The 23,899-nt window shown below is 43.7% G+C and carries 20 protein-coding genes and 1 pseudogene; 7 read left to right on the plus strand and 14 right to left on the minus strand.

Going from position 1 to position 23,899, the window contains the following annotated elements; translation table 11 throughout:
• Window positions 1-70 precede the first annotated feature (70 nt).
• Window positions 71-3,835: a hydantoinase B/oxoprolinase family protein gene (locus tag PseudUWO310_RS11700; RefSeq protein ID WP_142601397.1), complete on the plus strand. Its 3,765-nt coding sequence runs from the start codon at window positions 71-73 to the stop codon at window positions 3,833-3,835.
• Window positions 3,836-3,918: 83 nt separating this feature from the next.
• A complete protein-coding gene (locus PseudUWO310_RS11705) occupies window positions 3,919-8,169 on the plus strand; it encodes a hypothetical protein (RefSeq protein WP_142601400.1) in 4,251 nt (1,416 codons plus the stop codon).
• Window positions 8,170-8,239: 70 nt separating this feature from the next.
• On the opposite strand, the gene PseudUWO310_RS11710 is transcribed toward PseudUWO310_RS11705, so the two are convergent.
• Window positions 8,240-9,181 carry an LD-carboxypeptidase gene (locus PseudUWO310_RS11710; protein ID WP_142601402.1) on the minus strand — a complete coding sequence of 314 codons (942 nt, stop codon included), beginning with the start codon at window positions 9,179-9,181 and terminating at the stop codon, window positions 8,240-8,242.
• A gap of 314 nt (window positions 9,182-9,495) precedes the next feature.
• Here PseudUWO310_RS11710 and PseudUWO310_RS11715 point away from each other — a divergent pair, with 314 nt between their 5' ends.
• Window positions 9,496-10,278, plus strand: a complete 783-nt coding sequence (locus tag PseudUWO310_RS11715) for a carbonic anhydrase (protein ID WP_142601404.1) — start codon at window positions 9,496-9,498, stop codon at window positions 10,276-10,278.
• Window positions 10,279-10,489: 211 nt separating this feature from the next.
• Here the strand turns inward: PseudUWO310_RS11715 and PseudUWO310_RS11720 are convergent, their stop codons facing one another.
• Window positions 10,490-10,792: an ArsR/SmtB family transcription factor gene (locus PseudUWO310_RS11720; RefSeq protein WP_142601407.1), complete on the minus strand. Its 303-nt coding sequence runs from the start codon at window positions 10,790-10,792 to the stop codon at window positions 10,490-10,492.
• Between the two features lie 725 nt (window positions 10,793-11,517).
• On the opposite strand from PseudUWO310_RS11720, the gene PseudUWO310_RS11725 reads away from it, so the two are divergent.
• Window positions 11,518-12,072: a hypothetical protein gene (locus PseudUWO310_RS11725; protein ID WP_142601409.1), complete on the plus strand. Its 555-nt coding sequence runs from the start codon at window positions 11,518-11,520 to the stop codon at window positions 12,070-12,072.
• A 368-nt stretch (window positions 12,073-12,440) separates the two neighbouring features.
• Window positions 12,441-13,523: an alkene reductase gene (locus PseudUWO310_RS11730; RefSeq protein ID WP_142601411.1), complete on the plus strand. Its 1,083-nt coding sequence runs from the start codon at window positions 12,441-12,443 to the stop codon at window positions 13,521-13,523.
• A gap of 67 nt (window positions 13,524-13,590) precedes the next feature.
• On the opposite strand, the gene PseudUWO310_RS11735 is transcribed toward PseudUWO310_RS11730, so the two are convergent.
• The 8 genes from PseudUWO310_RS11735 to PseudUWO310_RS11770 all read right to left on the minus strand — a co-directional run bounded on the left by PseudUWO310_RS11735 (window position 13,591) and on the right by PseudUWO310_RS11770 (window position 20,679).
• Window positions 13,591-14,472, minus strand: a complete 882-nt coding sequence (locus tag PseudUWO310_RS11735; RefSeq protein ID WP_142601413.1) for a hypothetical protein — start codon at window positions 14,470-14,472, stop codon at window positions 13,591-13,593.
• Window positions 14,473-14,721: 249 nt separating this feature from the next.
• Window positions 14,722-16,905, minus strand: a complete 2,184-nt coding sequence (locus tag PseudUWO310_RS11740) for a serine/threonine-protein kinase (RefSeq protein WP_142601416.1) — start codon at window positions 16,903-16,905, stop codon at window positions 14,722-14,724.
• Window positions 16,906-17,000: 95 nt separating this feature from the next.
• A complete protein-coding gene (locus tag PseudUWO310_RS11745; protein ID WP_142601419.1) occupies window positions 17,001-17,204 on the minus strand; it encodes a hypothetical protein in 204 nt (67 codons plus the stop codon).
• 7 nt (window positions 17,205-17,211) lie between these two features.
• Window positions 17,212-18,378, minus strand: coding sequence for a DNA (cytosine-5-)-methyltransferase (dcm, locus tag PseudUWO310_RS11750; protein WP_142601422.1), 1,167 nt, complete (start codon window positions 18,376-18,378; stop codon window positions 17,212-17,214).
• The gene (locus PseudUWO310_RS11755) at window positions 18,375-19,523 is read right to left on the minus strand and encodes a hypothetical protein (protein WP_142601424.1); all 1,149 of its coding nucleotides are present in this window, start codon (window positions 19,521-19,523) and stop codon (window positions 18,375-18,377) included. The genes dcm and PseudUWO310_RS11755 overlap by 4 nt, the downstream gene beginning before the upstream one ends.
• Window positions 19,524-19,934: 411 nt before the next feature.
• A complete protein-coding gene (locus PseudUWO310_RS11760) occupies window positions 19,935-20,111 on the minus strand; it encodes a hypothetical protein (protein ID WP_223805634.1) in 177 nt (58 codons plus the stop codon).
• Window positions 20,112-20,189: 78 nt separating this feature from the next.
• Window positions 20,190-20,426, minus strand: coding sequence for a DUF433 domain-containing protein (locus tag PseudUWO310_RS11765; protein WP_015167485.1), 237 nt, complete (start codon window positions 20,424-20,426; stop codon window positions 20,190-20,192).
• A complete protein-coding gene (locus PseudUWO310_RS11770; RefSeq protein WP_142601426.1) occupies window positions 20,413-20,679 on the minus strand; it encodes a hypothetical protein in 267 nt (88 codons plus the stop codon). The genes PseudUWO310_RS11765 and PseudUWO310_RS11770 overlap by 14 nt, the downstream gene beginning before the upstream one ends.
• Between PseudUWO310_RS11770 and PseudUWO310_RS11775 the strand changes: the two genes are divergently transcribed.
• Both PseudUWO310_RS11775 and PseudUWO310_RS23925 read left to right on the plus strand, forming a co-directional pair.
• A complete protein-coding gene (locus PseudUWO310_RS11775; RefSeq protein WP_142601429.1) occupies window positions 20,657-20,863 on the plus strand; it encodes a prevent-host-death protein in 207 nt (68 codons plus the stop codon). The two genes, PseudUWO310_RS11770 and PseudUWO310_RS11775, sit on opposite strands and share 23 nt — an antisense overlap.
• A pseudogene (locus PseudUWO310_RS23925) lies at window positions 20,820-21,102 on the plus strand (Txe/YoeB family addiction module toxin). The gene PseudUWO310_RS11775 and the pseudogene PseudUWO310_RS23925 overlap by 44 nt, the downstream one beginning before the upstream one ends.
• A 70-nt stretch (window positions 21,103-21,172) precedes the next feature.
• Here the strand turns inward: PseudUWO310_RS23925 and PseudUWO310_RS11785 are convergent.
• From PseudUWO310_RS11785 to PseudUWO310_RS11795, 4 genes are all read right to left on the minus strand, one after another.
• Window positions 21,173-21,808 carry a type I restriction enzyme HsdR N-terminal domain-containing protein gene (locus PseudUWO310_RS11785; protein ID WP_142601432.1) on the minus strand — a complete coding sequence of 212 codons (636 nt, stop codon included), beginning with the start codon at window positions 21,806-21,808 and terminating at the stop codon, window positions 21,173-21,175.
• 29 nt (window positions 21,809-21,837) lie between these two features.
• Window positions 21,838-22,008, minus strand: a complete 171-nt coding sequence (locus PseudUWO310_RS22915; RefSeq protein ID WP_190315995.1) for a hypothetical protein — start codon at window positions 22,006-22,008, stop codon at window positions 21,838-21,840.
• Window positions 21,980-22,573 (minus strand): Uma2 family endonuclease, encoded by a 594-nt coding sequence (locus tag PseudUWO310_RS11790; RefSeq protein WP_142601434.1) that lies wholly within the window; start codon window positions 22,571-22,573, stop codon window positions 21,980-21,982. The genes PseudUWO310_RS22915 and PseudUWO310_RS11790 overlap by 29 nt, the downstream gene beginning before the upstream one ends.
• 71 nt (window positions 22,574-22,644) lie before the next feature.
• A complete protein-coding gene (locus PseudUWO310_RS11795) occupies window positions 22,645-23,853 on the minus strand; it encodes a hypothetical protein (RefSeq protein ID WP_142601436.1) in 1,209 nt (402 codons plus the stop codon).
• Window positions 23,854-23,899 lie beyond the last annotated feature (46 nt).

Below are 23,899 nucleotides of genomic sequence, written 5' to 3' on the forward strand. Positions count from 1 at the left end.
TACCGCCCGCGTAGCGGGCGGTACGCTCTCCTTAGCGCCCCCCATACCCATACATAGAAGGTCGGTAAAGTTGAGCGCACATCATCATAAATGGCAATTTTGGATCGATCGCGGTGGCACATTTACGGATATTGTCGCGCAGCGTCCTAATGGGGAAATCATCATCCATAAGTTACTTTCGGAAAATCCCGATCACTATGCTGATGCTCCAATCCAAGGGATTCGCGATCTACTTGGGCTCGAACCGAACGAGCCAATTCCCATGCATAATATCGCTGCCATCAAAATGGGGACGACGGTAGCGACGAATGCCCTTCTAGAGCGCAAAGGCGATCGCACGGTTTTATTGATCACCAAAGGGTTTCGCGATGCTTTACGCATTGGCTACCAGCATCGCCCTAATATTTTTGCAAGACAGATCGTTTTGCCTGAAATGCTTTACGAGCAAGTAATCGAGGTGGAAGAACGCCATAGCGCCCATGGGGAAGTCCTCGTACCTTTGAATGTAGATTTAGCGATCGCCAAATTACAAGAAGCCTATGATTCGGGGATTAGAGCCTGCGCGATCGCCTTAATGCATAGCTATCGTTATTCCCAGCATGAGGAACATTTAGCCGCGATCGCTGCACAAATGGGATTTACCCAAATTTCCGCATCCCATCAAGTTAGTTCGCTCATCAAATTTATCAGCCGTGGTGATACTACCGTAGTAGATGCCTATCTATCGCCAATTCTGAGACGCTATGTAGATCGGATCGGGGCAGAATTATCAGAATCCTCAGAATTAGAGAATGCGGAACCAAGCAACGCCTCTAAGTTAATGTTCATGCAGTCCAATGGTGGACTGACGAAAGCTCAATCTTTTCAAGGAAAAAACAGTCTGCTTTCGGGACCTGCGGGGGGAATTGTCGGTGCGGTGCAGACTAGTTTGCGTGCAGGTTTTAGCAAAATTATTAGCTTCGATATGGGAGGCACTTCGACGGATGTAGCCCATTACGCAGGGAGCTACGAGCGATCGCTATCCACGGAAGTGGCTGGGGTTCGCCTGAGTACGCCCATGATGTCCATTCATACCGTTGCCGCAGGTGGCGGATCGTTGCTGGGGTTTGATGGAACCAGATATCGTGTGGGTCCCGAATCCGCAGGAGCCTTTCCGGGCCCTGCCTGTTATCGCAATGGCGGGAAATTAGCCGTAACGGACTGCAATGTGATGTTAGGGAAATTACAGCCCGATTTTTTCCCCAAGGTATTTGGAAAGAATGGAAACTTGCCCATTGATGGGGAGGTTGTCCGCCAAAAATTTACGGATCTTGCTCTAGAAATCGGACAGGTCACAGGCAGAGCCATTTTACCCGAAGCCGTTGCCCAAGGTTTTTTGGAAATTGCGGTCGAAAAAATGGCGATGGCGATCAAAAAAATATCCGTACAGAGGGGCTACGATGTTTCGGAATATGTGTTGTGTTGCTTTGGTGGAGCGGGCGGACAACATGCCTGCGCGATCGCCGATTTATTGGGCATGACGCAGATTTTCATTCATCCCTATGCAGGCGTACTATCCGCCTATGGCATCGGGCTAGCCGATATTCGCACCATCCACGATCGCACTGTCGATTCCGTCCTAAATCTAGAGCTATTGCCCGACTTAGCCGCGATCGCCCAAGAATTGAGTCAACTTGGCAAAACGGAACTTCTACAGGGAGGGGCGCTTGATGGCAATTTGGCGATGGAAACCAGCTTGCGTCTTCGCTATGCGGGTACGGATTCCTTCTTAACTTTAGCGATCGACTTTACGCAAATATCTTTCGAGAAATTACCCCATGAGGAATCCTCCTGCGAGAGATTATTAAAAAATCTAAAAACCAACTTTGAATCTTTGCATAGGGAGCGGTATGGTTTCATTTTTGCGGATAAAGCGCTCATCGTAGAAGCGATCGCCGTTGAAGTAATTATCTCAAGACCGCAGCAGCAAGTACAAAGGAAACAGATTGATTTAGAGCGGAGGGAAGAGCAACATAAAGCGATCGCCCATGCGCAAGTATATATGCAGGGTAAATGGCATCAGGCAGCTATTTGGCGGCGAGAGGATTTGCGAGTAGGCGATCGCATTGCAGGAGCCGCATTGATTATCGATACGACAGGAACTAACGCGATCGAACCCAACTGGGAAGCAGTATTAACGGCAGATGATTGCCTGATCTTACAGCGATCGCCCCAAAGCCAAAATCCAGTCAGGGAGAATGGAGAAGCCCAAGTCCATCGCGTCGAGCGAGAAAATCCCAGAAATATCCCTGCCGATCCGATTAAATTGGAGATCTTTAATAATCTTTTTCAATCCATTGCCGAACAAATGGGATTCACGCTCCAAAATACTAGCGCTAGCGTGAATATTCGCGAACGTTTGGATTTTTCCTGTGCGATTTTCGATCGCGATGGGGAATTGATTGCCAATGCCCCCCATATTCCCGTCCATCTTGGCTCTATGGGCGAAAGCGTTAAGGCGTTAATTCGCGATCGCGATCGCATTAATATTGGTGATGTTTTTGCCACCAATAATCCCTATAACGGTGGCACGCATCTGCCCGATATCACGGTGATTACGCCCGTATTTATGACCTCGAATCAGCCGATATTTTATGTGGCTTCGCGGGGACACCATGCGGATATTGGCGGCATTACCCCAGGTTCAATGCCTTCCCATAGTCAGAGCATCGAACAGGAAGGCATTCTATTTGATAATTTCCATCTAGTGCGGAGTAGTAAACTGTGCGAAGCGGAAACCCTTGACCTCCTGAGTTCCAGTCCCTATCCAGCCCGCAATCCTTCCCAAAATCTTGCCGATCTGCAAGCCCAAATTGCCGCGAATGAATGCGGTGCAAAGGAACTTCAGCATATGATCGCTCGTTATGGCGGAGAAGAAGTCCATGCCTATATGGGTTACGTGCGTGACAATGCCGAAGAGTCAATTCGCAAGGCGATCTCGCAACTGGGCACAACATGGGGTCAAGATTCCGAACGCAAATTTGTGTATCCGATGGATGATGGTAGTCAGATCTGTCTCTCAGTCAGGCTAAACCCGATGGAACGCACCGCCGAAATTGATTTTACAGGCACTTCATCGCAACTTCCAAATAATTTCAATGCTCCCCTCGCCGTTTGTAAGGCAGTAGTTCTATACGTTTTTCGGACTTTAGTGAATGATGAGATTCCCCTTAATGCAGGTTGCCTCGTACCTTTAAAAATCATTGTACCAGCAGGTTCGATGCTCAATCCCATTTATCCAGCGGCAGTCGTTGCGGGCAATGTCGAAACCTCCCAAGCGATCGCCAATGCTCTCTATGGAGCCCTAGGCGTAATGGCAGCTTCTCAAGGCACGATGAATAATTTCACCTTTGGTAGCGATCGCCATCAATATTACGAAACCATCTGCGGTGGATCGGGGGCAGGGATGGATTTCGATGGTACTGACGCAGTCCAAACCCATATGACCAATTCACGATTGACCGATCCTGAAATTCTCGAATGGCGGTTTCCCGTGCTTTTAGAAGAGTTCGCCCTTCGCCCCCATAGTGGCGGTAAGGGCAAATATGGCGGCGGCAATGGCGTTATACGGAAGATTCGGTTTCTCGAACCGATGACCGCAGCGATTTTATCCAGCAGTCGCGTCATTCCGCCCTTTGGATTGCATGGCGGTACTCCTGCCGCCACTGGAGAGAACTATGTCATTAGGAACAATGGCTCAATCCTTAAATTACCAAGCACCGCTACGGTACAAATGGAAGCTGGTGATACCTTCGCGATCGCCACGCCTGGAGGTGGCGGCTATGGCGAAATGTAAATAAAAGTCCCTACTTAACGCTGACTTTTATTTTTCAGTCATAATGAAGGCGATTCCTAATTTTTGCATTGGAGCGATCGCCCATGCCAGTTGAACCCGTGCAATATTTGCGCCTCGATCTGGAAATTTCGGTTCCCTATGCTATCGTTCTCGAAGGCTTAGATGCTTGGTTTGAGTGGGAACTAATTTCTGAGATAGATTTTAAATGGCGGAATAATCGCAAATCAGGCAACCGCCTCACCATTGTAGCCGTCCAAAATGAAGCGATTCTCCAAGGGCTAGATCTTTGGCTGGAGTTAGGACTAATTAAAGAAGAGGCAGTAAGGCTAATTGGTTCAACTCGCCTTGTCTGTGAAATCAAACCTGAAATCAAACGTGAAATCAAATCAGCATCGCCCCTCCTCGCAAGCACAAGTGCCAAAACTCCCCTGACTAGAGCGAATTTGCCTCCAGCAAATCTAGCAGGTTCAGTGGGTTCGCAAGTTCGCCGATCGCCCAGCCCCGTCACCCCAAAAGCGATTCCCGCCAAAAGTCCCGCGCCGAGTAAAGTCGCCCAAACGGTGCAATCACTCTTGTCGGAATTCAGCACGATGTGGTTGCTGTTTTTGGGCGTGTTTATGGTGGTAGTTTCATCTGGATTGCTGGCGGCGAGTCAGTGGCAAAACTTTTCGGCGGAAACTCAATATTTATTATTACTAGGCTATACATTGGGCTTTTTTGGCGTGAGTTTCTGGACGAGCAAAAACGATCGCTTGCGCCTCACAACTAGAGCCTTGCAATTGGTGACCTTACTCCTCGTCCCAGCCAATTTCTGGGCTATGGATGGTTTGGGAATTTTAAAAAACCCGATGGGCATAGGATTGGGCGCGATCGCAGGTTGCCTACTTTCAGGGATTGCCATTTTTTTATTACAAACATCCTTCGTATTTCGGAATGCTCAAGGCGCAAATCTCAATTCACAGCTCAACAAATCCCCAAAGCAACTTAGTCAACTCTCGATTTTGGCGATTCTCTTACTTAGTTGGTTGCATCTTGGCTGGTTTCTATCAACATACTATCCATTAATCGCCGTTTATATAGGCATTGGGGCGATCGGGCTTTCGACCTTTCTCAACCGCCGCCAAGATTTAAATACCGCCGACAGCTCGACATTTCCCCTAGCTCTAATCGCAGGGGCTTACAGCACGGTTTTGCTCATCAGTCGAGCGCTTCTATTTGGGAATGTTTCCATTTTTAAATTGGGCTTGGCGTTTGGAGTCTGTGGCTGGATTTTGGTACAGATTGCCCATAGAGCCGAAAAATGGCGATCGCCTGCCTTACCCCCCACCCCCATCGCTCCAGAGTCCCCAGACATCGCTTTTCAGGCTAATCTCGGCAAAATCTTACTGGGTTTAGGTTGGCTGGTATCGGTCTGGGATCGTTATCCTTGGCAGACTTTTGCGATTAGTTTGTTAATTGCTTGGCTACTCTGCGATCGCCTCGGCAAACTTGAGCAGCCTCTTGATTTGACCTATCTATTTTTCTGGGGTTTACAAATTCTGTGGTTAGGGCAGCGCTTAATCCCTGAAGTATGGCAAGCCAATACAACCCAACAGTTATTAAGCTTCTTACAAACCAAGTCCGAAATTAATTTATTGGGGATTGTATTATTTCCCTATCTAATCCTTGCCCTAGTTGTAGCGGCAATGTATCGGGATCGCCAAAAATATTCCTTAGCAATCAGAGGCGAGGTTCTTGCCCTCGGTTTTGGATTTCTGCTGACTTCCCTTAGCTTTGGCTCCGTCCTAACCCTATTCGTGAATTTATCCCTGTCGGCAGTGACGCTATTAATCATTCAAGCCAAGCGATCGCCTCAGAGCAAAGACTTAGAGAATTTGGTTTACTTTGCCCATATCATTACCCTTGGTGCGATCGTCGCAGGGCTTTACTTTTTTACCCGTACTAGTTCGATCTTTACATGGGCGGGTTTCCTTTTAGTCGCAATGCTGATGGAATGGATTACCGTTCTCATCATTGGCAAACTCATTGCTGGCGCTCTATTGGGAACAGCGCATTGGCAAGCGTGGCGGGATAGTTCTTGGCATATCGGGGCAAGCTTAGCGGCTCTCAGTTATATCTTGCTCAGCAATGCCCCATTTACAGGGCTGGGTGACAATAGCGCCCTACTGTTTCTCACCAGTTATTGGGGCTTGGGCTGGATGATCGTGCCTTTATCGCTCACTTTTTTAGGTACTTGGCGCGAATTTGCCGATCGCGATTTGGCGATCAGATTGAGCATCGCAGGACTAGCGATCGCCCAGTTTTTAACATGGCAGGGCGACCTCCCAAGGCTGATGGGATTAGGGATTGCCTTTGCTTTAATGTTAGTCAATACTCGCCGTAGCAAATCGTTCCTAACCGCCTTTAATACCGTCGGTTATGGCTTGCTTTTTATTGCTTTTTTGCTCTGGCAATTCAAGTCTGGCGATGGCAAGATCGCCCAATTTACGTTTTGGACCAATGGCATGGTTTGCAGTGCCATTTTGCTATACGTTCTCAATCATTGGCTTAAATATCGTCGTGAGCAACGGGTTGCTAATCTCAATTTGTCCTTAAATCAGTCCTATGCTAAAGCCTTTGATGCTTGGGCTGCCATACTTTCCACCTCGTTACTGATTTTGCAAACCTCCCTTGCTGCCCTTGTATTCGCCTTCAATCAAGATGCCCATCTATTTATCAATCTCTTACCAAGTACGATCTTGGTAACGCTGGGGCTAGGCTATCGCCTGTGGCAAGAAACAGGAAGCTCTCCATTTTGGGTGGAATGGGGCATCGCTTGGGGAATTGAGATCCTCACCTCAGGCGCGATCGCCGTTACCAAAGGTTCTGCCATTGAATTAGCGATCGCCAATATCGTTTTGGGCTTTGCGACGCAATTACTGGGTGATTTATGGATGCAAAGGAATGGTCAAAAGAACTATCCCCGCAGTTGGGATCTGATTCCTTTAATTTACGGCGTAATGGGGTCGCTCCTGAGAATTGGCAGTTTTAGCGGGCTTACGGGTTTATTTTCCCTCAGTACTTCTTTGATCGGCATTGGTATCGGACGCAGAGCATCCCCATCGAATCCCTTATTTAAAACCCTGACCTATCTCTCCATGGTCGTAGCGACCTTCTCAGCCTACGAACTACTTTTCTATCAGCTAGTCGCCAATGCTAAGGGTGGTAACCTTGGCGATGGTTTAGTTATTCTTGCCTTACTAGGTTGCGCGATCGCCTATGCCTACAAGCTCTTTGCACGATGGCTCGTTCCCTATTTAAAGCTCTCCGTTTTGGAGATTGGCATTTCCGCCCACTTGCACTGGGTGGCGAGCACCATCTTGCTCTGGTCAGGTATTGCCTTCAATCCATCGATCGCAGGGGGGAGTCTTGGTGGTGGGATTGCGATCGCTCTCGCCGCCTATGCGATCGCTCAGGCCAAGGACTTGGCAAACTCCACAACCGATCACGAAGAAGAACTCTGGGTCTATGCAGGGATAACCGTCGCGCTTGGGGCGATCGCCTATGCCATCTTCTTCGCCTTCCCCAGTCCTTGGACGATCGAGAATTTAATTCAACCCTATGCAGCCGCGATCGCCTGCTTCATTGCCATGATTTTATATTTTCCCCCTTGGGAGGAATGGGGCTGGGCTGAACGCCCTTGGCACAATTCGGCTTTTGCCTTGCCGTTGATTTTTACTTTCATTACCAGTAAGACGATCGCCATCCCTTGCTTGCTAGTCGTGGGCTTTTTCTATATTATCTATGCCAAAATCCGAGAACAGATTCGGATTACCTACATCACAGTTCTGTTATGGGATTGGGTAATTTTGCAGAATGTAAATCCTCACCTCCATGAATTTTCGAGCTTCCAGTTTCTGATTAATGTCTGCATGATCGGCTTTTCTGGTCTGTACTTCGCCCAAGTGGAACCCAACCTGCGATCGCCTCTCGCCAAAACCTTGCGTCATGGAATGCGCCTTCTACTTGGGGGCGCGATCGGGCTAGTCACGTTTCTCTATTCCTTCTCAAATCCTACTATTGCCCTATCAACTTGGGGTTTGAGTTTTGCTTTCATTGTCATAGGGCTAGCCTTGCGCGTCCGCGCCTATCTGTTTATCGGAACGCTTACCTTCATTTTGTTAGTAATTACCCAAGCTGTGATTTTGGTAACCCAATATTCTTTCTTGATGTGGGCTTTAGGAATCGTCGCAGGAATTGGCTTTATTTTGATTGCGGCAAATTTTGAAGTCAGACGCGATCGCATTCTGGCTCTATTTCGCAATGTCGCGATCGAGCTAGAGGCTTGGGAATGATATCAATTATACCAAATCACAAAATGGCGTAGCCATTTTGTGATTTTAAAACACTTGCTGGTTTTGGTTTTTAATTCCCAAAAGTGTAGCCACACTTTTGGGAATTGGTATTATTCACTCGGCAAGATAAAGTTCCATTATCACCATCCAGTTCGGCGATGCAACCTACGGGCAAGGGAGCATTCTCTCCATCATGACCAAAGGGCAAATTCATCACGATCGGAATTCCCAGATCGGACAAGCGATCGCGCCATACTTCTTCCATCGTCAAACTCGGAGTAGATACCTCCGCCTGACTAAAACGCCCGATCGCAATTCCCTTAAGTTTGCGTAAATACCCTGTCCAACGCCAATGGGTTAACATCCGATCAACGCGATAGGGGGCTTCCGCCACATCCTCGATCGCTAAAATAACATTTTCCAGATCGGGACAGTTTTCCGTATTAATGGTATTAGTTGCGAGGGTGAGATTGGCAGGCAAAAGTACGCCCGTTACCTTACCAGTTCTTAAGCCTTCTCCCGCCAAGGTAATCGCATCAATCTTTCCTTCTAACAAATCAAATAACTGCTGTTGCGATCGCGCAGGTTCATTGCCCAAAGTCGTGAGTACGGGAGCATGTAACCCGCCAATCCCCTTATGCTTGGCAATTGCCCATAGCAGAGCCGTAATATCGGAGAAACCTATTAGCCATTTAGGGCGATCGCTTAATTCTTGCCAAGTTAATTTTTCGAGCAATCGCATCGAGCCATAGCCACCCCGCGCACAGGCGATCGCCACGCATTCGGGATCGTTCCATGCCTCGACAAATTGCTGACAGCGCTGCTCGTCGGTTCCCGCCAGATATCCCCAAGACTGACTGAGCCGATCGGGAATCGTTAGTTCATAACCGCGATCGCGCCATACCTTTACCCCTTGTTCAAAACGTTCCCATTCGCGCAATGCACCACTGGGAGCGATAGCACAAATTTTTTGCGATCGTGAAATAATTGGCGGAAATTCAACTGGCTGCATCTTGATTTTTTACGAACAGAATCCTCACAATTTTAGAATGGATGGCAAGCATCCTTAGGGCAAAATCAAAGCCAAAAAGAGAAATGCGACGCGAAGCGCCGCATTTCTCTTTTTGGGTTTAGCTAGGGTGCAAGGCAATATAAACTAAAACATAAGCAATAACCACAAGCAATTAAGTAAGTGGGCATAATTAAATATAAAACCCTAAAACCTGCGGCGCACGCTGCGCGTGCGCCACAGGTTTTAGATCTGGATTTTAACTATGCCCAGCTATTTAAGCAATCAATTGCTGCATCCTACGTCAATACTGGTATATGAGAAAGCTACTAAAGGGTTTACATAAGTTTCAATCGTCCTATTTTCCTGCCAATCAAGAGATTTTCGAGCAACTCGCCGACGGACAAAAACCGCGCGTATTATTTATTACCTGCTCGGATTCGCGGATCGTACCGCATCTCATTACCCAGTCAGGGGTCGGCGAACTATTTGTAATTCGTAATGCGGGCAATTTAGTCCCTCCCTTTGGTGCGGCAAACGGCGGCGAAGGTGCAGCGATCGAATATGCCATTCACGCTCTCGGCATCGAGCAAGTAATTATCTGCGGTCATTCCAACTGTGGCGCAATGAAAGGCTTGCTAAAACTGGAAAAGCTCAGAACCGAGATGCCCTTGGTCTATGAATGGTTGCAACATGCGGAATCCACTCGCCGCTTGATTCAAGAAAACTATGCCGAAACTAAAGGGGAAGAACTTTTAGCAATTACGATGGCGGAGAATGTGGTTACCCAGATCGAAAACCTCAAAACCTATCCCGTCATCCGCTCTAAGTTACATCAAAACAAAATGTCAATTTACGGCTGGATCTACGATATCGAAACGGGTGAAGTCTTGGCGTACAATCCAGATACCGATGATTTTGAAGTTCCTCAAACCCTGTTAGCGTCTGCAACCAACGAACATTTTATTCATACCGATGCTCCCCCTATTCCCTCGGCATATCAACAGAGTTCCCCATCTCAACCGAAAAATTCAGGTGATCTACCCTCATGGTTGCCTTTCGAGCAAGCCGATCGCATCTATCGCGGTTCTGCTCGATAAATATGACAGTAATACCAAAGCTCAAAATGGCGTAGCCATTTTGAGCTTTAAAAATCCTTACTGGGTTTGTGAATTATAGCTGTCGCCTGTACTAGGACATAACCCCCAAGAATTGATGGGCGGCGCGAAGCGCCGCCCATCAATTCTTGGGGGTTGATTTGTTCTAAGTCAAGTGACTGTAGCTATAAAAAGCAGTATATGCCACTGCTTTCTAGTCAGCATTTTTTAAAATTGCTTCTAATAAATTGGGGAATCTAGCATCTAGATCTTCGCGTCGCAAAGAATTGTAATGCTGCGTTCCCATTAGCCGCGTGTGCATGATCCCCATATCCCGCAACACTTTAAAATGGTGGGATTGCGTAGATTTACTGAGAGCCAAACAGAATTCCCCACAGGTAATCTCTTGATTTGTTGCTAACATTTTGACAATTTGTAGGCGCGTAGGATCGCTGAGTCCGTAAAGCACCCCCGTTAAAGAGATATGTTCGCGATCGGGATGTTGATATTGACGCATTCCAAACTGTTAATTACCAATAAGTTAATAGAAAAGGTATTACAACCATTCCCTTAATTATCGCACATTATGATATTTAATTCTATTGTTCGCGTATGACCAAATTATAGCTGCCGCCAGTCTTGTTATACCAAGTTATACCAATTTCAAAAATGGCGTTGCCATTTTTGAAATCTCAAAACCTTACTGGGTTTGGTTTTTAATTCACTGAAGTGTTGGCTCACTTCAGTGAATCGGTATTAAGAAATGGCGTAGCCATTTCTTAACTTGAAAACCCTTACTCGGTTGATTTTTTAATCCACGAAAGTGTGACAACACTTTCGTGGATTGGTATTAGGACAAAATTAAAACCGCAAAATATTGTTGCCGCGTGGAGCGCGGCAACAATATTTTGCGGTTTATGCCCTCGGAAACTCTTGCGTCGCTGCATCTCTTTTATTGCTATGTAAGCATCACTATTTCTCTTATAGCGAATAAAATACAGCAAATAAAATTACAGCTAAAATTACAGCGAAATTGTTACAAAGCTGCACTTCATATTACTAATTTATTCACTTTATAACACCTATTTCTTTTAGAAAAGAATAATATAGCTGTTGCTAATTGCCTTAGTTGAAGGAAAGGATGGAGCGATCGCATAATCACTTGTATCAAAACCTACTTTACTAGCAATTGTTTTTCAAATAGTATTTGAAAGCTGTCGCAACCTACTATTAAATATTAAAATGCTTCAACGCTTTGCAAAGTATTTCCTACTGCCAGTTTCAGTTTCTGTAGCAGTGGCTTCATGTCAACAACCTCCAAGTGCGACGACTCCTCCACCTGCGACACCTGTAGCGGCTGCACCTAAAAGCACTCCTTCAGAAGCTCCTAAACCACCTGAAGCTCCTAAACCTTCAGAATCGGCTAAACCTTCAGAATCGGCTAAACCACCTGAAGCTCCTAAATCTTCAGAAGCTCCTGCTGCTGGTTCAGATAACGCCAAAAAAATTGTTGATTTGATCCAAGAGAAGCCTGAGTACAAGGAAATGTATGAATTAACGGGCGGGGACAAGTATGTGAAAGAAGCGGAAAAAGTAACCTGTCAATCCCTAGATGCAGGTATGCCTCTACCCGATCTATTGAATCTGCTAGAAAAGGAATTTGACAAACCAACTAGTTCTGGCAAGACGATTCCTCCAGCGATGCTCAACAAGTTGAAAGAATATACGGGGGCTCTTATTGGGGCTAGTGTAATCGTCTCTTGTCCACAACACAAAGCGAAGCTGCAAGCACTGTAATAGTAAGTAGATAACCAAAAGCCTTAAAGTTGCGCCCCGTAGAGGCGCAACTTTAAGGCTTTTGGTTATCTATATTCACTTAAGTCAGGACATCAAGCCCAATAGAGAGTTGCGGCGCGAAGCGCCGCAACTCTCTATTGGGCTTGACTAGAGCTATAACTTGGTATTATACCAAATTACAAAATGGCTACGCCATTTTGTAATTTTAAAACCCTTACTGGGTTTGGTTTTCAATTCCCAAAAGTGTAGCCACACTTTTGGGAATTGGTATTACCATACAAATCATCAAGGGCTATTGCACAAATTTCTGTTATTCGCATATAATCGAACAATAGAAACGTACATCCTCTTAAACTTGGCGTTAATTTATGAGTGTTAATCTTCTATCCACGGTCAAGCTTGGACGTTATACCTTACCCAATCGAATTGTAATGGCTCCTCTCACCCGCAATCGGGCTGCTGCGGGAAATGTTCCCACAACTTTAAATGCCCTGCACTACGAGCAAAGATCGTCAGCGGGTTTATTGATTACAGAAGCTTCGCAAGTTTCCCCACAAGGCTTAGGCTATCCCAATACCCCAGGCATTTATTCTTCCGAACAAGTAGAAGGTTGGCGCTTGGTGACCAATGCAGTTCATGCGAAAGGGGGCAAAATATTTTTGCAACTATGGCATGTCGGCAGAATTTCCCATCCAGATTTGCAACCTCATGGGGAACTCCCCGTCGCACCATCGGCGATCGCTCCTGAAGGTGAGGTAGCGACCTATACAGGCATGAAACCTTACGTCACGCCTCGCGCTCTGGAACTAGAGGAAATCCCTCAGATTATCGAGCAATATCGCCTTGGAGCCAAAAATGCCCTCGAAGCTGGCTTTGATGGCGTAGAAATCCACAGTGCCAACGGATACCTTTTAGATCAGTTCTTACAGGACAATACCAACCATCGCACTGACATCTATGGTGGCTCTTTAGAGAATCGCGCCCGTCTCCTATTAGAAGTAACGGCAGCCGTAGTGGATGTCTGGGGTGGCGATCGCGTTGGGTTGAGGTTATCACCTAGCGGCACATTTAATAGTATGTATGATTCCAATCGAGCCGCTATTTTTGGCTATGTCGCCAAGGAACTGAATCGTTTTAATCTTGCCTACCTCCATTTAGTTGCCCCTAGAGTAGAAGGATTTGGGGCTGCTGAAGATCAACCCGATTTAAATGCAGATTTCTTCCGTCCAATTTATAATGGAACAATTATTACGGCGGGTGGATATAATTTTGAGACTGGTAATGAGGCGATCGCTTCTGGCTCAGCCGACCTCGTTGCCTTTGGTCGTCTCTATATCGCCAATCCCGATCTAGTGGAACGCTTTGCGGCAAATGCACCATTAAACAAGCCCGATCGCAATACATTCTATGGTGGAGATGCCAAAGGCTATACCGATTATCCCACTATGTAATATCAATTCCCAAAATGGCGGCGCTATTTTGGGAATTGATATTACCTTACTGGGTTTGTTTTTTAATTCACTGAAGTGTTGGCTCACTTGGCAAACCAATGAATTTATTTAAATTATCGATAAATTCAACGGCTTTTTGACGATCTTTAATGCTGCCCAATCTAATCTCGTATTCATAATTGATTGTGATTCTAGGAATGAAAGATATTTGCTCGTTTTTATCAGGTGGAGTAGGCAAAAGATCGATCTTCGTAATATCCACAAATGAATACTGTTTAACTTTTTCATCAAAAACTATTCTTTGCTTGTAGGTAAGCTGCGTTTCTAATTTATCTAATAATATCTCCTCGTAATAAAAAGGAGATGATATAGCCGAAGCCAAAAGAAATAATCCAAGGATAAATAGAATTAGATATAAAAAAAATGAAAAATTATTATCTAAGCCATAGCGATCATACGAGACGATTAAAGATGGTTCGTTTGAGCGCAAAAAATTGTTTATGAATTCAAATGCTTTTTCAGATTCACTTTGATAATCAAAATAATATATAAACATATTGTCTTTTTTAAATAACTTACTAACAGTAAAACTAATATAAAATCTACTCGAATTCTTGGTTTTATATTTATCTAGTTTTACCCCTAAGATCCTTTGAATCGTAACCAAGTTGCTGTCTGGAAAACTCGAATCTCCCGATCTGAATATCTTGCAATCAACTCCGTCATTTTTAAAACGTATGCAATTAATTTTAATAACTCCGATTTTGGAATAACTCCTAGTGTAATCAGCAATAGAAATACTTAGGAATATTATTCCAATCCCTAAAGTGCCAACTAACAAAGAATTTTTAAATTTCTGAAATAAATTCCACGATGAAAAAAATATTTTTGTATCGTTACATTTTTTTAAGACTAGGATTTCTTCATTTATCTGTTTATTAACTTGCATTAATATCTCACCAGTGTATTCATATTTAATATTTGCAATAGAAATAAAGATTTCTATTAAGACTAACAAAGTTGTTTGGGAAACGCCAAAGGTTAATTATTTAAGTAGATAAGCATAAGTAAACTTAAAACCTAGGAGAGCGTACCGCCCGCTACGCGGGCGGTACGCTCTCTAGTTTTGGTTTTTAATTATGCTTAACTGCTTAGTATTCTTTTGAGGGGATTTTCAAAATAAAATGCCGCGATCGCTTTAAAAAAGAGTCTTGGGTCTAATGCGGTTAGCTTCATCTACTAAGCGGATTTTCTCTTCTCCAGTTGCCAGATGTGCCATCGATCTTAGCGCTTTTTCTAGCCCTTCGCGCAAATGAATTTCCGCTAATGGTTTACCCAAAAGGGTAAGACTGGTGCTGGGCGCTAACGCTTGGGTCGTAACTAAGGTAAGCGCTGTTTCCAAAACCTGTTTAGTGAGGCGATAGCGCTCCATCCCTTCTAAGGCGATCGCTTCAATTGCATTTCCCGCATCCTTTAATTCTTGGCTACTGGGATTCGCTACCTTCGTATTAATCAAAGTTCTAGTCACTTCTACCCGCGATCGCGCAAATAGGCTCGAAGATTGGGGAACTCGCTCTAGAGCCGCGACCGCACCATGGCGATCGCCCGTCGCCAACAGACAACGTGCTAAGCCAAAGGAAGCCGTTACATAGCTCGGATCGGTACGACAGACTAGCTCGTACATTTTGATCGCGAAGGGATAGCGATGGGCGCGTTCGGCGGCAAGGGCAAGGGCTAATTTCGGAGCTAGCTCTCCAGGGAGATCGAAGTAGGTCTGATCGAATGCAGTTTGTGCTTCTTGATATTTTCCCTGCGCCATGAGCGATCGCCCCCGATACCAGAGAATGCGCCAATCCCAAGCGTCGAGTTCTTCCACTTTCGCTAAAATTGATTCCGCTTCGGTATAGGCTTTTCTATCGATCAGTGCATTTACCAATCTGAGCTTGGCTTCGATGGATTTGGGAGTCTTGTGAACTACTTGCCGCAAATTTTCAACGCGCTTTGCGGAATCGGTGATCGCGCCTGCGTTCAGCACTGCATTAAAGGCAGGATCGCTACCGTCAAGATTTGGCACTGGCAGTTGATGATAGTCCGCCAAGATTGGTTCAAAATCGCCACTGACAGCGATTGCCAACATATCCCCACCAAAAAGACTGCTAGAGGCGGGACGAGGCGTATTTGTTTGGAGCGCAACAATTTCGCGCAGCACGCCCAGCAATTGATCCGCCATCTCATCGGCCGATTGAAAGCGATCGTCGGGATTCTCGGCAGTAGATTTTAAGAGAAATCGATATAGCGATTCCTGTTCTTTAAAGAGAGGTTCTTCTTCAGGACTGGGTAAGGAATAGAGATGCTCTTTCGTAAACCCGCGAATATCGGCAAGTAAAACCGCTAGGGTTCTCCCAATTGTAAATAAATCTGACACGACCGTAGGACCTTCGCCAGCTTCAGGAGCGCTATAGCCAACCGTGCCATAAATATCCCCAGTCAGATCGTCAATGCGCCTCACCCCACCCATATCGATCAATTTGACATCGTTCCCTTCTACCATGGCATTGTCAGGTTTGAAATCGCAATAGACTAACCCCTGTTGGTGCAAATAAGAAAAAGCAGAGAGAATGCGATGGATATAGGCGATCGCTTCGGTAACTGGTAAAGCCCCCCGACTCTTCCGAATTTCCTTGAGGGTTTGACCACCCACGTACTCCATGACAATAAATCCTTCGGAACCATGCTTGACAAAGTTATAAATTCCGACAATATTGGCATGTTTGACGGAGGCAAGAAATTGACGTTCGGCAACGGCAACAGCAGCGCTGGAAGCATCTTCCGTATTTAGAAGCCCCTTCAGTACCACATAACGCGATAGAGTGCGATCAAAGCCCAAATAAATCCAGCCCAGACCACCATAGGCGATCGCTCCTTTAACTTCGTATTGATCGAGAATCAAATCATTTGGTTGTAGTGAAGCGATAAAAGAATATTTTTGACCGCATTGACTACAAAATCCTTTTTCGCGCTTAAGAGCCTGATTACAATTAGCACAAAAGCGTTTGTTTTCAGGCACTTTTGCTTCCAGCATGATTGCCTTTTCTGGCTCAGTGGAAAGTAGTTCGGGAACGGAAACTAACCCTGCTCCCAGTTGTTTGCGACTGCTGCGTCCTGTGGGGCTAGTGCGGCGCGATCCCTTCGAGCGATTGGTGAGCGGCGATGAACCTGTTCCCGTCGTAATTGGCGAACTGCGCCCAGTAATTCTTTCGGCGGTATATGGGCGGGATTGCCCTGTCGTGGAGGATTTAAGTGCTGCGAGTCCACAGACATTGCAATAGCCATCTTCTAAAGTGCCATTACAGCCATTACGCTTACAAGATTCACCGTCCATTAGTACCACTCCGTTCTAGATTAAAAATCTAATTGTTTAATACTAGACCCAATCGCTAACAAAATCGCAAAAATGCGATCGGCGATCGCATTTTTTTAATTGGGACGATAGCGGATGCCATAGAGCATCAGGTTTTCGTACATAACGAGGACATTAGCGATCGTGCTGAAGGTTTTCAATTCGTCAAATTTTTCGCCCCTTGTCATTTCTAGAAGTGCTTTGGCTTCGTAGAGGTTGTTGATAACTGGTGTGGCGCTCATGCCTAAGACGCAGAGTTCAGGATTTTGGGTTGATTTCATATATTTATTAACCTGTCCTTAGCTGATCAATTAATGCAAATCTGTTAGCTCCCATAAGATCTGTTATAGAACGCAGTGATGTAGTTATTGGATGTATAAGCTTATTGGGCATTTTTTGATATATCAATGGTTTAGGTAAGTGATAGAAAGACTTTCCAGCACCTTCATATACTTCTCCTCCAAAAATACCGATCTCCTGTGAGTGAGTAGGGAGTGGGAAAATAAAATCATTTTTTCTTTTTGTTGCTACAAAAATCAACCTTCGTCTAAGTTGAGGAGTTCCAAAATCTGCGGCAATTAATTCTTGATGTTTTACCTCATAACCAATATCTTCAAAAGATCTATAAATTTCTTTGAGCATATCCGATCTTTTCACTTGCTTCAACCCATAAACATTCTCCATAATTACAATTTCTGGCTTTAAAATTGAAATGTGGTCAATATAATTTCTATATAGTGTTCCAAGCGGATCTTGAGTTGCTTTTTGCTTTCCAGCAACACTAAACGGCTGGCAAGGAGGTCCACCAATAACAACTATTGGATGTCCACCAATTTGGTCTAATACAATGTCACCCGAAAAGCAAGTAATGTCACCTAAGAAAAAATTCCAATTCGGTCTATTTGTTTGAATTGTATAACCACAAGATTTATCGATATCTGTCGCAAAAACTGTTTTAAATTTTAAATTCTCTGATGATGCTTTTTCAAAACCTAAATCTAATCCACCAGCACCACAGAAATACGAGGCTACAGGTATTTCCCCATAGATACCGATATTCGCAAGAAAGCTAGCAACTGATGAAGCGATCGCTTTTGCCAATTTAACTGGAACAGCGTTACCTATTTGTTGATGAGTTTCTCCTAATCCACCAACAAAAGTCCAATCATCTGGAAAATCTTGAAGACAAGCTGCTTCCCTCGGAGTAATATATCTATGCTCGGAGGGATGAACAAACTTATTGAAGATATATGCGGTAACTGTGAGACTAGGCTTATCCATCTCAAGCCGCAATAATCTCATATTAGGACCACCTGTATTTTTTGCTCCAACACGAACAAAACTTTCGTGCTGTAGATGAGATGGTAAGTCACCCATCTTTCCCCCAGAAGGTAAATGCTTAATTCTTTCAAGAACAATACCTGTGTATTCTCTCGTAATATGGTTGCAAATCATAAAACTTCACCTCTTGTGAAAGCATCATCCAAAGCGATGATGTAATCAAAAGGTCTTTTTAAGTTCTGTTTTGCACAGAAATATTTGTTTTGATTCTCTTCAATAAATGAACTTTCTTCTGCCCAATATACGCTTGAAAATGGAGTGATATAATCTTCCCCGTGTCTATAAGCTGGTAGATTTGAGATTAATGCTGTCTTAATATTTTCTTGCGGAAAAGCCTTGCTTGATTCAATGCTAAGTCTAAATGCCTGATAAATTCCCTTCTTGATATCATCAGTTCTATCTAGACCAGCACTTGTTTTTGAATCAGAAATTGATTCTTTAGCTGGCCATCCAAATTTTTCTTTTGCAATATTCGGTGGATTTCCTGAAGCATTTGCCACATAGTAGAGTAGATTATCCCGATTTTTATTGCGGTAGGCTGTTCTTATCGATTCCCACGTATCTACATAAATGTCTACTATGTGAGAATTTTCATCCTTTGTTAGATAATCTACCGCAGGAGCAAAAGGCCATAACTGATCATTAACCTTGCCAAGCGGAAGTAAATGATCGCCATGCATATATAGACAGCTATCTAAACTCCCTACCTGAATTCTTGTAAGCTGTTCAAGATTCGATTGAAGTTCGAGATCAAGTTCAAATAAGAACGGGAATGTTGTTAACGGTGATGCTTTAATCTCACATAAAATTATTCTTCCATCTCTATGCCGTAAAACAGCATCAACAATTTCAACTCCACCAATAGATTTTACGGTTATAAAGTCATCAAAAATGATTTCTATAAATCGCAAAATAATCTCACTTGTTAATTTCCCAATCACGCCAGATAAAGGCTTAGCTGCTTTCTGAAAATGCCAAGCTTGTTTACTTAAAAGTAATGGCACACATAGGTTTACAAAACCAAAGTGAATATTGTATGGTTGAGGGAGATCTTCAAATATCTTAAAATTTTTTTGAATATTGGGAATTGTATCGACATAGGCTAGACTCATTAACACATCAAAGGCGAAAGCTCTATGAGAACAACTTCTTTCTTTAGCCCAATAGATAAGCCTATCTGCACATTCTTTCCATGGATAGGATTTAAGAGGTTCTTTCCCAACATTTCCGTTAATTATCTCTCTTGTAATTCCGCTCATTCTTTTTATTATTGGGCAATAGAAACCATTTAGGTATATATTAAATACAATATGTTTTATCAATAATACCGTAACTAAATGTGATTTATCTACTATTCATGTCAATCGCTGGTTGATGTTGAGATTTAGGCGATCAGGTTTGTGGGTGGTGAGGGACGATCAGGTTTATGAGTGGTGTAGGGTGATCGATGTTTGATTTGAGATTTAGGCGATCGGGTTTGTGGTGGTGAGGGGCGATCGCTGTTTGGTGTAGAAAATAGGCGATCAGTTTAATGGGTGTTAAGGGGAGATCGCTGTTTGATTTTGAGATTTAGGCGATCGGGTTTATGGGAGTTAGGTGTGATCGCTGTTTGATTTGAGGGGAAAGGCGATCGGATTTTATGAGTGTTGAAGGGCGATCGCTATTTAATATTATATAAACTCACACGAATCATTAATTGATATAACAACTCCTGCGGGTAAAGATGTAATCACTTCACTTATTCGTTCCATCAATGGAAGTAAATAATCAGGTCTAGTACTACGAGCATCCAAAACGACGATCCTCAAACGCTTCCCAAAACCCACGCCATCCCATATCATCAACATTGTAAACTTCATGATCTCTAGATAGAAAAGACTGCTTGAGTTTTCTACTCAGAAGATTTTCATCCAATAATATAATCATCAAGCAGAACGTTCCTGAGCAATTAATAATTTGGCAGCACTTTCCAAAACTCTCATGACTTGTGACTTTAGGTAGGGAAAATCATCAATAAATTCTGCTAAACCTCCATCACCTTCGAGATAGTCAAAAAAAGTTTGCAAAGGAACCCTCGTCCCCTTAAAAACTGGAACTCCACTCATAATATCGGGATCGCGATGAATAATCCCTTTCATTTCCAATAAGTTATTTAGTGTCATTACATTGCACGATATAACTCATTTCATTATAAAACAAAAGCATAGAAACGTGATTGGGTTTATATGTGGTGATGGGCGATCGCTGTTTGATGTGGGGAAATAGGCGATCGGGTTTGTGGGGGTGAGGGCGATCGCTGTTTGATGTTGTAGGAAATAGGCGATCGGTTTTGTGGGTAGTGAGGGGCGTTCGGTTATAATTATGACTAATCCAGTAAGTTATATTGGCTGCTATGACTAACGCATTACAATACATCTGTGATTCAGAAGGGCAAACTATCTCCGTAGTTGTCCCTATTGCCTTTTGGCAAGAACTAATGGCGGAAAGGGAAACTGCCTATTTACTCAGCAGTCCAACCATGAAAGAAAGACTGCTTGCAGCCAGAAAACGTCGAGATGGAATCTCTTTGGACTCAGCCTGTGAAAAACTTGGAATTTGATGCAGATGCTTTTGAGGACTTAGCTTGGTGGATTGAAAGTGATCGTAAAAAAAGCATTGAAAATCATTAAACTGATTCGTGAAGTCCAACGTAATCCATTTGAAGGTACAGGACAACCTGAAGCTTTAAAACACGATCTATCTGGTTGCTGGTCACGCCGTATCGATCAAGAACATCGTCTAGTTTATGAAGTTCTAGACGATAAAATTAGAATTCTTGCCTGTCGCTTTCACTACTAAAAATCGCTATTTGATGTGGGGAATAGGCGATCTCATTTATGGGTGTTGAGGGGCGATCGCTATGCAACTCCTATGATTTACAAATAGCTTTAAGAACTTTAAGAATCTGTATAGAAGGCTCAGATTCGATCAACGATAGAGAAGGAAATAGCTGATAACTCGGTGATTCTCCTGCACAGATGCGGATAAACTGAAAATGCAAACCATTTGTTGCTAAACCCCAAACTGAAGACTGAGACTGCAAAGACTCATTAGCATAAGTTAATAATTGCGGAATCCCTGTAAAAGGTTCAATCCCTGCTCTCTTTGCTTCAACTATCAGCACCCAAAGCTTGGTTAAATTTGGAACTCCAGATTTTTTAACCGCCAAAATATCGTATCTACCTGTAATGCTAGTATCCGCTTCGAGAATGTCAATACGCTGAATATTTTCTTCTAAAAGTAACTCGATCGCTTGATTATAGTAACCTGTCAAATTCATTAGAGGTGCAAGCGCAAGAAACTTAATTTGTCCTTCGGAAACTCTACCTGATAAAAGGTATCGACGAAAATTAGTACAAATCTCAGTTAGTTCAGTTTGCTCAAAATCAGAAACAGATTCCAGATCAAGATAATCAGAAAAAATACCCATCTCTCCAGACTCGTGAAAGCCTAACAGATGCTGTACATCTTCAAAATTTAAATTTTTCGCGGCAAGTGTAACCATCTTGACCTCTTGAAAATTAGCAATATTTTCTATCTTAACATGTGAACAATCACTGTTTGATATGGGGAGAAATAGGCGATCGGGGTTTGTGGGGCGATCGGGGTTTGTAGGGCGATCGCAGTTTGATGTAGAGATTTAAGCGATCGCGATTTGATTTTGAGATTTAAGCGATTAGGATTGCTGAAAGTCAATATTTTCATAGATGAGTGATAGCGGAAGACTAAGATCGATGCTAGTTAGTTGAACTTCGGGATCGTTAATGGATAAATCAGAGCTATTGATTGTTAGATATTCCCAAACCTCTGTACGATCACTACGACGATAGAACTCAATACTCGGAGAATCTGAATTGATGAGCATATATTCTTGCAATGAATCGATCTTGAGATAGTTGCGTAACTTAATCCCGCGATCGCGATTTTCTGTAGCAGGGGACAAGACTTCCGCAATTAAACAAGGATATTGTAAAAATTCCCTAGCATTGCGATCGCGAGAATCGCAACTAACAACCACATCAGGAAAGTAATACACATTGCTCGGAATGGTCATGAGTTTCGCATCACCACCAAGGATACGACAACCTTGACCACGTAAATGACTTCGGAGCAATACAATTAAATTAAGGGCAATTTCATTATTTTCCAGCTTCCCACCTGTCACCTCAATAACTTCTCCATACTCATACTCATATCTACCTTCTTGTGTTACTTCCCAGTCTAGATATTCTGTAGGTGATAGACTAGGCGATAAAGTAGCAGAAATCATACATTTTGCCCACAATTTTTATATTTATTATAATCAAAATTTGATTTTTATTTAATCTTGTGGGTTGAAACTCAAATCCTTCTATTTAGCAGAATCTCATATTGCTTGATCATTTCTTCGGCTTGTTTTAAGGGCGTTGGGCTTGTATAGAGAAGTTGCTTTGCTTGCTCGGCTAACTTGGCTAACTGGATATCTTCAGCATGACCCTTAGCGATCGCTTTTGCCTTCAGCGCATCAAGCCTACCGCGCAACTCTTGACGAGTTTGGATTGGCAGGCGATTTGCGACGATCGCCTTTTTCGTGATCGCGATATATTCGTTGATTTTGGTTGTGAAATTCTCTAAGCCCACATGGATGGGAACAGTCAGCCCTTCTTTCTGCTTAGTTTCTAATCTTTGTAACCACTGCTCCATCGCGGTAATTTGTTCACTCGGTAATGGAGGGATTAGGCTAGAACAATCGCTAATTTTTGCTTGGCTTTCCGTAAAGGAAGCGATCGCTTCTTGATTTAAGGTAATTAATTGCTGCAATAGTCCATTCGCCTGAGTAAAAGCATCTTGAAGCTTTACTTTTACTCGGAGAAATTGTTCTATATCTCCACGCATCCTATCGATTTGGCGATTAATTTCATCGAAACTCGCAGAAGTTCCTAAGGGATCGGATTCAATGCGATCGCGCAAAAATGCGAGGGTTTGCCGAGATAGTTCTAGTTGGCTAGTATCAATTATCCCTAAAGACTCCCCTTGTCTCTGTAGATTGCCAATTTCTATTTCAGCGATATCCAGTTGTGGTTCTAAATCCGCCCATACGCGATCGACTTCTAAAATAACCTCTTTGGCAACCTGATAGGTCTTGATCATCGCGACTAACAGTTGTAGAGGCGTAATTTTAAGACTGGTTTCGGCAGCAGAGAGTAATTCTCTTTTGGCTAGAGGAGTGATGACCGATGGTAACTGGATTGATGCTTGATTCAATAGATTGAAGATTTCTTGTACCTTTTGATCGGCTCCTAAAAAACGGGGAATAGAGGCTCTGAGGCTTTTCGCTTTATTAATAGTTTGCGTTAACAAATCGAAGTGCTGCAAAAGTTCACTAATTGCTGCCAATGCAGGTTCAACTTTAGTTTTGCTGACACCCGTAAGTTTGATAGGTATAAATCCCGAACTGCCCGTCAGTCGTTGATAAGCGATCAGATCGCATAGGTCATAGATATTGAGGCTGATGGCTTCGAGATTTCCCTTCCAATCAGCTAGCATTCGATCGACTTCTTCTAAGATCATGGCGATCGCCTAAAGCTCCAAGTGTAGTATTATAGCGGTTTTCCAA

Origin of the sequence: Pseudanabaena sp. UWO310, from assembly GCF_006861605.1 — a bacterium.
GTDB lineage: Bacteria > Cyanobacteriota > Cyanobacteriia > Pseudanabaenales > Pseudanabaenaceae > Pseudanabaena.

What these genes read in the sequence shown, in the direction of transcription:
- PseudUWO310_RS11710 (WP_142601402.1), bottom strand. Translation starts at nt 9,181, where the DNA reads ATGCAGCCAGTTGAATTTCCGCCAATTATTTCACGATCGCAAAAAATT.
- PseudUWO310_RS11725 (WP_142601409.1), top strand. Translation starts at nt 11,518, where the DNA reads ATGCTTCAACGCTTTGCAAAGTATTTCCTACTGCCAGTTTCAGTTTCT.
- PseudUWO310_RS11790 (WP_142601434.1), bottom strand. Translation starts at nt 22,573, where the DNA reads ATGATTTCTGCTACTTTATCGCCTAGTCTATCACCTACAGAATATCTA.
- PseudUWO310_RS11755 (WP_142601424.1), bottom strand. Translation starts at nt 19,523, where the DNA reads ATGAGCGGAATTACAAGAGAGATAATTAACGGAAATGTTGGGAAAGAA.
- PseudUWO310_RS22915 (WP_190315995.1), bottom strand. Translation starts at nt 22,008, where the DNA reads ATGAAAATATTGACTTTCAGCAATCCTAATCGCTTAAATCTCAAAATC.
- PseudUWO310_RS11740 (WP_142601416.1), bottom strand. Translation starts at nt 16,905, where the DNA reads ATGGACGGTGAATCTTGTAAGCGTAATGGCTGTAATGGCACTTTAGAA.
- PseudUWO310_RS11785 (WP_142601432.1), bottom strand. Translation starts at nt 21,808, where the DNA reads ATGGTTACACTTGCCGCGAAAAATTTAAATTTTGAAGATGTACAGCAT.
- PseudUWO310_RS11715 (WP_142601404.1), top strand. Translation starts at nt 9,496, where the DNA reads ATGAGAAAGCTACTAAAGGGTTTACATAAGTTTCAATCGTCCTATTTT.
- PseudUWO310_RS11720 (WP_142601407.1), bottom strand. Translation starts at nt 10,792, where the DNA reads ATGCGTCAATATCAACATCCCGATCGCGAACATATCTCTTTAACGGGG.
- PseudUWO310_RS11795 (WP_142601436.1), bottom strand. Translation starts at nt 23,853, where the DNA reads ATGATCTTAGAAGAAGTCGATCGAATGCTAGCTGATTGGAAGGGAAAT.
- PseudUWO310_RS11730 (WP_142601411.1), top strand. Translation starts at nt 12,441, where the DNA reads ATGAGTGTTAATCTTCTATCCACGGTCAAGCTTGGACGTTATACCTTA.
- PseudUWO310_RS11765 (WP_015167485.1), bottom strand. Translation starts at nt 20,426, where the DNA reads ATGACACTAAATAACTTATTGGAAATGAAAGGGATTATTCATCGCGAT.
- PseudUWO310_RS11770 (WP_142601426.1), bottom strand. Translation starts at nt 20,679, where the DNA reads ATGTATTGTAATGCGTTAGTCATAGCAGCCAATATAACTTACTGGATT.
- PseudUWO310_RS11705 (WP_142601400.1), top strand. Translation starts at nt 3,919, where the DNA reads ATGCCAGTTGAACCCGTGCAATATTTGCGCCTCGATCTGGAAATTTCG.
- dcm (WP_142601422.1), bottom strand. Translation starts at nt 18,378, where the DNA reads ATGATTTGCAACCATATTACGAGAGAATACACAGGTATTGTTCTTGAA.
- PseudUWO310_RS11735 (WP_142601413.1), bottom strand. Translation starts at nt 14,472, where the DNA reads ATGCAAGTTAATAAACAGATAAATGAAGAAATCCTAGTCTTAAAAAAA.
- PseudUWO310_RS11775 (WP_142601429.1), top strand. Translation starts at nt 20,657, where the DNA reads ATGACTAACGCATTACAATACATCTGTGATTCAGAAGGGCAAACTATC.
- PseudUWO310_RS11745 (WP_142601419.1), bottom strand. Translation starts at nt 17,204, where the DNA reads ATGAAATCAACCCAAAATCCTGAACTCTGCGTCTTAGGCATGAGCGCC.
- PseudUWO310_RS11760 (WP_223805634.1), bottom strand. Translation starts at nt 20,111, where the DNA reads ATGTTGATGATATGGGATGGCGTGGGTTTTGGGAAGCGTTTGAGGATC.